Here is a 10666-nt window from a genome sequence, read left to right as displayed (position 1 = left end):
TTACAATACCTTATAATGAAAATAATTTAGTTAATGCTGTAAAAGAAATGATTATAAATAAGAAATTAGATTTTTCTTATGCCTTTTCTTTTGTAGATATGAATAAGTTGAGAGAAGAAATGGAAAACCTTGCTATTGATCTTTCTTTCTATGATGAATTTGATAAATTGGAAGATGATCTAGAAGAGTGTTTAAATAAGTTTTTCAAGTACAACGATAAAGAGTTATATGATTTATTAATCAATAAAGAAAACTTTACTTTAATAGATGGCAATAAATTAGTTAAGATAATTTAATTTATACAGAAAAAAAGCCACTTTAATAGGTGGCTTTTCTTTCACATATGACTAGATATTACTAATATTTCGTTACTAATTAATACTAATATATATGAATTTTAATTATATTCTTACTACGTTAGCAGCTTGAGGACCTTTTGCTCCTTCAACTACGTCGAATTCTACATTTTGTCCTTCTTCTAATGATTTGTATCCATCACCTTGTATAGCTGAGAAATGTACGAAAACATCTCCTTCACCTTCTACAGATATAAATCCAAATCCTTTTTCGTTGTTAAACCATTTTACTACACCAGTTTTCATTTAATTAAATCCTCCTAAAAACACACTTTTAATTTAGCTGCTTAAAAATGCAACTCTAACATAATTTTAACATATATACATAGTTTTGTCAAACTTGATTGTTTATATACTACGTTTATAATTTTTTTAATATATGATATTTTTTTAATAATTCACTTTAATAAAATGGAATCTAATGGCCTTATCACTCCATCCTAGATCCCATGGAACTAGTAGTCTATCTGTATTATGACAGGTTACTAAAGGGTATCCCTTTGAGTCAAATCCTGTGACGGTTGATACATGAGTTATCCTTCCTTTTTTCTCATATCCAACAAAGTCTCCAGGTCTCAAATTATAAGCTTCTCTATAGACTTCTTCGTAACTTCCCTTAGAAATATAACTTCCTCGTCCACTATTCACTATATAGTTTTTAAATCCTTGAGCATTTACCCAAGCTTTTGTAGCATTTCCATTTTCATAATTCCAAATTGCATTTTTATTAAATTTACCACTTTCATACATTATTTGTGATGCAAAATTAGCACAATCTCCACCATCACAATTAAAATCACGATATTTTGTATTAAATTTTAATCCAAATTCTTCATCAGCTGCTGCTCCACAATATCTATGTGCATACTCTATAGCCTTTTCTTGCTCTTTTGTGAGTTCTGGATGAATTTCTTCATGATTTATAATATAGTTTTTAATATCATCAGATTTAATATTTTCTAAATTTAAAGAATCAGCAAATGGATCTGTATACCATTCTTTTGTAATTATATATTTGTCATCTTTTATTTTCACATGAAGATAATGATATGTACCTATTCTGAACATATTTATTTTCTTAGGATCATTTTCATAAGAATATTTATATTCTGTAGATACATCACAAATAATGCCGTATAGATTTTTTTCTCTTTCTCTCATTTTTTTTATTTTAACTTTTGTCTTTATATTATTGAAACTTACACCTTGTTTGCTTGACCAATTTTCTAGATACTTCATTTTTTTCACTTCTTGTTCATATGCCCAAAGACCGAACTTTATATCCGTATCATAAAGCCCTTTTAGTATATCCGCATTTTTATCTAAAATTGCTTTATTTCTATAATCAAAAAGATTTTCCAAAAGTACAGTATATTGTTCACTTATCTCTTTAGGATTTTCACCCTTATCTTTATAAACTTCTCTAACTAAAGCTTCTTCCTCACTCATATTATTAGGTTTATAATTAAATATTAAAGCAAAAAATAAAACTAATAATGAAGATAATAAAATATACTTAATGTACTTATTTTTACTTACCTTCAAGCATTACACCTCCCAATAGAAAGTACTTCTATTTTTAATTTAGTTTTAGTATATCCAAATAGTTATAAATAATTTTAGGATTATTTTCAAAGTTATAGATAGAATTGTATTAATACACTTTATATTTTCCAATCAATCTAAAAAAGCTTAACAATTTTTTATTTTTTATAGTAATATAAAATTATATTATAATTTTAATGTTTTAAAATGGAGGTTCATAAATGTTAAAAAAAGTAGCTGCTATAAATGATTTATCCGGTATTGGAAAATGTTCTCTTACTGTAGCAATTCCCATATTATCAGCTTTAAAGGTGCAATGCTGTCCATTTCCTACAGCTATTTTATCAAGTCAAACGGGTTTTAGTGAATATACCTTTTTAGATTTAACTGAAGAAATGAAAAAATACTCACGCACTTGGAAAAATTTAAATTTAGAAATAAATACTATATATAGCGGATTCTTAGGTTCTATAGATCAAATAGATATTGTCAGTAATTTTATAAAAGAAAACCCTGAATCATTTGTTATTGTTGATCCAGTTCTTGGTGATGATGGTGTACTTTATCCTATTTTCAACGAAAAAACATGTAGTAAAATGAAAGATTTGGTTATTCATTCAAATTTAATTACACCAAATATAACTGAAGCATGTTTATTGTTAAATAAAGAATTTCAAAAAGACTTTAGTGAAGAAGAAATTATAAGTATAGCTAAGGATTTAAGCAATCTAGGTCCTGAGAAAGTAATTATTACAGGTATAATTAGGAACGAAAAAATTTATAACTTATCTTATGATAAAAAAACTAATAAATCTTTTACATATGGACTTAAATATAATAAATGTTCTTACAGTGGCACTGGCGACATTTTTGTTTCAATAGTCTGTGGGCTTATAACTAATAATTACGATTTAGATTTTGCAGTAAAAACAGCATCTGACTTTATATACAAATGTGTCTCTTATACTTCTAAATACGAAAAGGATAGAAATCAAGGCGTTATGTTTGAAATGTTTTTAAATGATTTAACTTCAATTGATAAAAAAATCTAAATATTAGTGGAATTTTATTCTATATCCTTCTTTAAGTTTATAAAATATAATATAGAACTAAAGGAGGATATTTTTATGGATATAAATCAAAAAGCTAAAGAACTTGCTTATTATATTAAAGGTACTAGAGAGTTTAAAACAATGGATAGATATAAAGAGGAACTAGAAAAAAATAAATCTTTAAAAAGACATCTAGATGCTTATTTAAATAAAAAAAATCAAATTTATTCTAGGTATAAAATTGATGATGCAAATAAAAGAATCTCCAAACTTGATAAAGAATATATTAATTTTTTCAATGATCCCCTTGTAACAAACTACATGAATAGCACTAATGAATTTAATTCTATGATGAAAAAAATTTATTCATCAATTGAAAATGAGCTTTTAAAATAAATTAAATATATAACAATAAAACTTCCATATAAATATATGGAAGTTTTATTGTTATATTGACTTTTATGAAAGTCTAGAATTATTATTTATATAAAAAGTTATTACTACATATTATTAATTAGTTAGGAGGTAAGTATCATGAATCTTAGCAATAAAAATATTTGTGAGAGAGAAAAAAAGTTTTTATCAAGCATTCAAAAACTACCTTATTGCCCCATAGCAATTAAAAACGGCAAAGGTGCTTTACTCTATGATTATGATGGAAATGAATATATAGATTTTCTATCTAGTGCATCCTCTGCAAATATTGGGCATGGTAATAAAGAAATTGCTCAAGCTGTAAAAAATCAGATGGACCAAATTACACAATACACTATTGCTTATTTTACTTGTGAGTCACCTGTACTTCTTGCTGAAAAAATAATAAATTTGGCTCCTGGAGATAATGATAAAAAAGTTCTTTATAGTACTACGGGTTCCGAATCTATAGACGCTGCAATAAAACTGTCAAAGGGGTATACTGGTAGAAATAAAATTATCTCCTTTAATGGCGCTTATCATGGAAGTACTTATGGCTCTATTTCAATTTCTGCCATAAGTTTAAATATGAGAAAAAAAATAGGATCTCTTCTACCTGATGTTTATCACTTTAACTATCCTGTTTGCATCAAATGCCCTTATAATAAAAATGAAAGTGAATGTCACCTGGAATGTCTAGAGGAAATAAAAAATGCTTTTCAAATGTATTTACCTGCTGACGAAGTGGCTGCTGTATTTTTTGAACCTATTGCTGGTGATTCTGGTATTATTATTCCACCGAAAAGATATGTAAAAAACTTATATAAATTATGTAAGAAGAACAATATATTGTTTGTAGCGGATGAGATTCAACAAAGCTTAGGTAGATGTGGATATTGGTTTTCTATGGAACATTTTAATATTGAACCTGATTTAATTGTTATGGGTAAATCCTTAGGAGGAGGTTTACCTCTAGGGTTGGTAGTTGGTAAAAGCGAAATTATGGAATGTTTAAGTGCTCCTGCTCATGCTTTTACTCTTTCTGCAAATACTACTGTATGTGTAGCTGCATTAAAAATGCTTGAAATATTCGAGAGAGATAATATAATTGAGCAAACTAAAGAGAAGGGCTCTTATTTAATAAATAAGTTGAACATTCTAAAAGAGAAATATCCTAATATTATAAAAGATGTGCGTGGTTTAGGCTTATCAATAGGAGTTGATTTACCTGACAAATCAGCCACAAAGAAAATATGTTATCAATGTATCAAAAATGGTTTACTACTTATCTCCTTAGGTGAAAATACATTAAGAATACAACCACCTTTAGTTATCACTAAAAATCAAATAGATGAATCAACAGAAATATTAGAAAATTCTATTAATGATTTTATCAGTGGAAAAATCAGTGATGATGCTTATACCTTTATAAATGGTTGGTAACAAAATGAGGTTAATATTTGAATTATAAAATTAACAAATATATTATGGAAGAGGATTTTTTATCTTATGCAAAAGATGAGGATTTGTCTAAAATATGCATAAACTGTTATGACGGAATAAATACTATTACCTTTTCATCAAATGTAAAAGATGCTTTTAATAATTTAAACTACTCTACTCTAAAAGACTATCCTCATGGAAATCTTCTAAAAAAATCTATAATAGATTACTGGAATAATAATATCTGCTTAAAAGTAAATAATATTATATTAACTGAGGGTTCAATTAACGGAATATATTTATCAAATAAATTGTTTTTACAACCTAATGATAATGTTCTAGGATGTACACCTCAATTTCCAGAGTATGCTATGGATGTTAAAATGCATGGAGGAAATTTTAATTATTATACCTTAAAAGAAGAAAATAATCACATTTTTGATGAGGATGAATTTATAAAACTTATAGATAATAAGTATAAATTAATATATTTAGACAATCCTAATAATCCTACAGGTCAAATTATTTCATTAAAACAAATTGAAAAAATCGTTAAAATTGCAAAAGAATACAAAATAGTTATTATAGTTGATGAAGCATATGGTGATTATATGAGCCCAGAAAACTCATCTATAAACCTAATAAACAATTATGATAATATAATCATACTTAAAACATTTTCTAAATTTTTTTCCCTCGCAGGAATTAGAGCTGGTTATATGGTTGTACCAAATAATTTCTATAATCCTCTAAATAAAATTACTAATCCTTATTGTATAAATGAAATCGGACGACAAATGGCTTCTATAGCATTGAATGATAATAATTTTATAAATGAAACTCTATTCATAAATAAAAAAATTAAGTCTTATTTTTTTAAATCATTGAAAAACCTCATAATCTCTCATACTGACAAAACAGTTGCCATTTTTTTATTACATCATAAAAACCCAAATATAAATCTTCAAAAAGAATTTTCCAAGTTTAATATAGTCGTAGTAAGTGGTTGTAGCTATATGGGTTTAGATAAAAATTATGTAAGATTAAGAGTCCCCAAAGAAAAGAACTTAGAAAAAGTGTTACAAGCTTTTGAATATATTGATGAGTTATAAAAATTTTATTGCATCCTACTTCAGCTTATGTATAAAAAGGAGCTGTATAAAAATATACAGTTCCTTTTTATAATTATTTAACTTCATATCTTCTTTGAAAAAACTTAACCACTTCAACTATAGGTATTACTGTAAATGATATTAGAAGTGATACACCATATTCCATAAGCGATATAGTTTCAAGCCCAAATGCATTTGATAAGAATGGTATATAAATTACTGCAAGAGTCAATAAAAGTGATACTATCATTGCTCCCCATAAAAACTTATTTTGACCCTTTATAGTAAATATGGAGTGTCTTCTAGAACGAAGGTTAAATGAATGGAATATTTCAGCCATGGACATAGTTAAAAATGCCATTGTCATTCCATCTGCACTATTTACAAACTCCCATATTCCACTTTCCATATAGTGACCAACCACATAAGCTACTATTGTGATTATGGCAATCATAAATCCTTGCCATATAACATCTTTACTGACCCCACCAGCAAATATACTTTCTCTTGAGTTTCTAGGGGATCTTTTCATAATGTCCTCCTCTTCTTTTTCTGTTCCAAGTGCTAAAGCTGGAAAACAGTCAGTTATTAAGTTAATCCATAATAAGTGAACAGGCTTTAAAATAACAAAACCTACTAATGTAGCAAAAAATATAGCTACAACTTCACTTAAATTAGATGATAATAAAAACTGAATAGACTTTCTTATATTGTCATAAATTCTTCTGCCTTCTTTTACTGCATGGACTATAGTAGCAAAGTTATCATCGGCAAGGACCATATCTGAAACATTTTTAGTAACATCTGTACCAGTTATACCCATACCTACACCTATATCAGCGCTTTTTATTGCTGGAGCATCATTTACTCCATCACCTGTCATTGCTGAAATTTTCCCTTTTTTCTTCCATGTATTAACTATTCTAACTTTATGCTCTGGTTGTACTCTTGCATATACTGAATATTTTTCTATATTTTTTTCAAATTCTTCATCATTCATTTCACTTAACATAGCACCAGTTATAGCTTCACTACTATCTTTAATTATCCCAAGTTCCATAGCTATAGCAACTGCTGTATCTTTGTGATCTCCAGTAATCATAATAGGTCTAATCCCTGCACTGTTACATTCTTTTATTGCATCAACTACTTCTTCTCTTACTGGATCGATCATACCTGTAAGACCTAAAAATATAAGATTATTTTCTAAAGCCTCACTACTAATCTCTTTAGGTACCTCTTCATAATATCTTATGGCAGAACATAATACACGAAGAGCTTTATCGGCCATATTTTTATTTTCTTTAATTATCTCATTTCTAATTTCTTCACTTAGATCTTCTACTTTATCATTTATTAATATTTTATTACAATGTTTTAATACAACATCAGGAGCTCCTTTTGTATATTGAATATAATTATCTTTATGTTTATGAATAGTAGTCATCATTTTTCTATTGGAATCAAAAGGTAATTCCTCGGCACGTACCTCAGTTTTTATTAAATCATTTTTATTTAGTCCTAAATTGTATGCATAATTAACCAAAGCACATTCCGTTGGCTCTCCCACTGCTTTTTTACTATCTTCATCTAATGTAGCATCACTACAAAGTGCCATTGATTTAGCCAAAAGTTTTTCATCATTACCATAATATTTAACTACTGTCATTTTATTTTGTGTTAAAGTCCCTGTTTTATCTGAACATATAATTTGAGCACACCCTAAAGTTTCTACTGCTGTTAACTTTCTTATAACAGCACTTTTCTTAGACATATTTGTGACTCCAATAGCTAAAACTATTGTAACAACTGTAGCTAACCCTTCTGGTATAGCTGCCACAGCCAAGCTTACAGCTACCATAAATGTATCTATAAATACTTTTCCACTTAGATTTGGATAGGATTTTCCAAGAGTAAATAAAAATATGAATATACATATACCTATAACTAAAAAACTTAAAATTTTACTAAGCTGATTTAGTTTAACTTGTAAGGGTGTTTGACTTTCTTTTGTATTTGATAGTACACGAGCTATTTTCCCCATTTCTGTATTCATTCCTGTAGCTGTTACTACAACCCTACCTCTACCATAAACAACTGAGCTTCCCATGTAAACCATGTTTTTTCTATCACCTAAAGGTATATCTTTTTCACCAGATGATAATGATAATATGTCATTATGTTTTGTAACCGCCACAGATTCTCCTGTTAAAGCTGCTTCTTCAATTTTTAAACTTACACTTTCTATAATTCTTCCATCAGCAGGTACTGCATCTCCTGCTTCTAATAAAATTAAATCACCTGGAACTAGTTCTTCACTTTTAATTATTACTTGTTTATTATTCCTTATTACTTTACATGTTGATGCAGTCATATCTTGCAAAGCTTCTATGGCCTTTTCTGATTTATTTTCTTGATATACTCCAAGTATTCCATTAATTACAACTACTGCAAATATTATAAAAACATCTGCAAAAGACTCATTGGCATAGGCTGCTGTTATACCTGATACTATCGCTGCCACAATAAGTATGATTATCATCGGATTGGTTAACTCTTTTAAAAATTTTACAATTAATGGTGTTTTCTTTCCTTCCTCTAGTTTATTTAATCCATTTTCTTTTAATCTTATTTTACTTTCTTCTTCGCTTATTCCCTCATAACTAGATTTTAATGAACTTAATATTTCTTTGTAACCCAGTAAGTATTCTCTCATTTTATTACCTCCTTTTATTTTAAATTCTTTAAAACTAAAAATTTGCTTTGCTTCAGGTAATCCATTGCTCTATTCAAATAGGTTAAAGTTTATAATTTATCTACAAATCAGATAAATTATAAATTACTTTAATGTAAAAAATGAGACTTGTGCATAGAAAAATCTATACACAAGTCTCATTCATTAAGATAAACCAGGCCAAATTATCAGCCAAGATGTTGATTTACCTCGCATATACTGCGGAATTACTCCCCTGTGAATTAATTATTTTAATAATATATTTATAGTATATTATCATATCACGCAATTTAGAATATATTTCCATATATTTTCATCATTTTACATAAACTTAACATCTTCATCTTATGTAAAAAAGGTAGAACTAAAAGCTCTACCTTCTCCCCCTATTTTTTCCTATCTTATTTATTATAAGGCATTTGCTGCATCATTTGTTGCATATACATATAATAATTCATCCACATCTCATCATATTGAGTAGTAGTATAAGGAGACATATTAGAATTATCTAATGATGGATATTTATTAGTAAAGTTACCCATACATTGCATTGGTGCCATATTATACATTGGACTTACATAAGTTGAACATGAATCTCCAAAAGAGCAACTATTATCCATATCCACATAAATTATTTCATCATCACATTTACATGTCTTTTCAACTATAGTTTCACAAGTATTTTTACAAGGTTTATTACATCCACATGATGGTTTTGATGGCGTAGTATCCATTTTAGATTGTATTGATGGCTTTGATACGCAATTATTCTCACAATTTTGTAATTTATTACCACACTTATCTAGCATTTCTTCACATTTCTTAGACTTACCTTCGTATTCTTTTATCTTATCCCCTGCTGTTTTGTAACATTCTAATGCTTTTTCGTCATATTTTAACGCTTGATTATATAAGCATTTTGCTTTTTCATTGTAAGTTTCTGCTTTTTCATATAAACATTTTGCCTTTTCGCAATTTTCCTTTGCATCTTTTTCAATACATTCTGCTTCTTTCTTTAAAGCTCTTGCTTTTTCAGATAATTCTTGAGCTCTTTGCATTAACTCTTTAGCTTTGCACTCATCATTTCTTGCTTGATTTTCACTTTTGTTTGCATTTTGCAATAAATTACATGCTTTTTGTGATAATAATTTAGCACTCTTTTCACATTCTTTAGCTTGATTAAATGTTTGTGTTGCATTAGCTTCATATTTACAAGCTTTTTCAAATAACTCTTCAGCCTTTTTCGCTAACTCTACACATTTATCTACACAAGTTATCTCATAATCTCCACAAGGACACTCTACATAAGAAGCCATTGGTTTCTTTTCAGTAGGACATGGTTTACAAGATGAAATAGGTGTACATTCTACTACTGTCTCGCATGGTTTACATACTTCACATTTTTTAGTAGGTTTCACAGTTTCAACTGGTTTACAAGCTTCATTTTGAGGAGTGCAAGAACAAGATTGTTTCTTCTTTTTTTTCATAATAAGTCAAACTCCTTTTGTTGTATTTATTCCATAAGCCCATAGAACTTATGTTACTTAATATAATTATATGAAAAGAGTATCATCTGGTTACTTATTGTGATACAAAAAAACAATACAAGTAGGCTTTACTTGTATTGTTGAAGGTTAAAAATATTTTTAATCGAAATATATATTTGCTGCGTGAACATTTACTTTGTATTCATTTTTTAAATCTTTATTTATAGTTTTTTTGAATTCTTTTAAGTTGTATTCTTCTTCATTGTCAAAATCGCTTTGTAAAAATTCATTTAAATCTATATTTTCATAAGCATTTATATCAAATTTAAATTTATATCTATCTAGTGGAAGATTTAAATTTACTTCTGATTTATAGCCATCTATATTAAGATTTCTACTTATTGGTAAATTTGAATCTATACTAACAGTATTGTTATCTAAATTATTAGATTTTATAGTAACTTTATTTGGTAAGTATTTCTCAATATCTTCTAAATTGTATTTATCACTATCTATATATACA

General features: G+C 27.7%; 9 protein-coding genes and 1 pseudogene. 5 read left to right on the top strand and 5 right to left on the bottom strand.

What is annotated here, in order from left to right:
• Positions 1–296: hypothetical protein (locus tag QX51_RS20550; protein WP_039678650.1), on the top strand; the 296-nt coding region annotated here is incomplete at its 5' end.
• Between the two features lie 105 nt (positions 297–401).
• Here the strand turns inward: QX51_RS20550 and QX51_RS04130 are convergent.
• Positions 402–602: a cold-shock protein gene (locus QX51_RS04130; RefSeq protein ID WP_018589602.1), complete on the bottom strand. Its 201-nt coding sequence runs from the start codon at positions 600–602 to the stop codon at positions 402–404.
• A 144-nt stretch (positions 603–746) separates the two neighbouring features.
• Positions 747–1901 carry an amidase domain-containing protein gene (locus QX51_RS04125; RefSeq protein WP_052232870.1) on the bottom strand — a complete coding sequence of 385 codons (1155 nt, stop codon included), beginning with the start codon at positions 1899–1901 and terminating at the stop codon, positions 747–749.
• 221 nt (positions 1902–2122) lie between these two features.
• Here QX51_RS04125 and QX51_RS04120 point away from each other — a divergent pair, with 221 nt between their 5' ends.
• The 4 genes from QX51_RS04120 (at position 2123) to QX51_RS04105 (ending at position 5922) form a co-directional block, all read left to right on the top strand.
• Positions 2123–2953, top strand: coding sequence for a pyridoxamine kinase (locus tag QX51_RS04120; RefSeq protein ID WP_039678649.1), 831 nt, complete (start codon positions 2123–2125; stop codon positions 2951–2953).
• 75 nt (positions 2954–3028) lie between these two features.
• Positions 3029–3349, top strand: a complete 321-nt coding sequence (locus QX51_RS04115; protein ID WP_039678648.1) for a YlbF/YmcA family competence regulator — start codon at positions 3029–3031, stop codon at positions 3347–3349.
• Positions 3350–3487: 138 nt separating this feature from the next.
• Positions 3488–4810 (top strand): aminotransferase class III-fold pyridoxal phosphate-dependent enzyme, encoded by a 1323-nt coding sequence (locus tag QX51_RS04110; RefSeq protein ID WP_039678647.1) that lies wholly within the window; start codon positions 3488–3490, stop codon positions 4808–4810.
• A gap of 17 nt (positions 4811–4827) precedes the next feature.
• Complete coding sequence (locus tag QX51_RS04105) at positions 4828–5922, top strand: pyridoxal phosphate-dependent aminotransferase (protein ID WP_052232869.1); 1095 nt, start codon at positions 4828–4830, stop codon at positions 5920–5922.
• Between the two features lie 73 nt (positions 5923–5995).
• Here QX51_RS04105 and QX51_RS04100 read toward each other — a convergent pair whose 3' ends face one another.
• The 3 genes and pseudogenes from QX51_RS04100 to QX51_RS20545 all read right to left on the bottom strand — a co-directional run.
• Positions 5996–8656: a calcium-translocating P-type ATPase, PMCA-type gene (locus QX51_RS04100; protein ID WP_278246202.1), complete on the bottom strand. Its 2661-nt coding sequence runs from the start codon at positions 8654–8656 to the stop codon at positions 5996–5998.
• 401 nt (positions 8657–9057) lie between these two features.
• The gene (locus QX51_RS04095) at positions 9058–10143 is read right to left on the bottom strand and encodes a hypothetical protein (protein ID WP_039678645.1); all 1086 of its coding nucleotides are present in this window, start codon (positions 10141–10143) and stop codon (positions 9058–9060) included.
• A 159-nt stretch (positions 10144–10302) separates the two neighbouring features.
• Positions 10303–10666: pseudogene (locus tag QX51_RS20545) on the bottom strand (hypothetical protein); the annotation flags it as partial.

The sequence above is a fragment of the Terrisporobacter othiniensis genome, from assembly GCF_000808015.1.
GTDB classification, from domain to species: domain Bacteria; phylum Bacillota; class Clostridia; order Peptostreptococcales; family Peptostreptococcaceae; genus Terrisporobacter; species Terrisporobacter muris.
This window is presented reverse-complemented; position numbering and strand designations above follow the sequence as displayed.

Excerpts from the sequence above, each read along its gene's own strand:
- QX51_RS04130 (WP_018589602.1), bottom strand. The coding sequence starts at position 602 with ATGAAAACTGGTGTAGTAAAATGGTTTAACAACGAAAAAGGATTTGGA.
- QX51_RS04120 (WP_039678649.1), top strand. The coding sequence starts at position 2,123 with ATGTTAAAAAAAGTAGCTGCTATAAATGATTTATCCGGTATTGGAAAA.
- QX51_RS04115 (WP_039678648.1), top strand. The coding sequence starts at position 3,029 with ATGGATATAAATCAAAAAGCTAAAGAACTTGCTTATTATATTAAAGGT.
- QX51_RS04110 (WP_039678647.1), top strand. The coding sequence starts at position 3,488 with ATGAATCTTAGCAATAAAAATATTTGTGAGAGAGAAAAAAAGTTTTTA.
- QX51_RS04095 (WP_039678645.1), bottom strand. The coding sequence starts at position 10,143 with ATGAAAAAAAAGAAGAAACAATCTTGTTCTTGCACTCCTCAAAATGAA.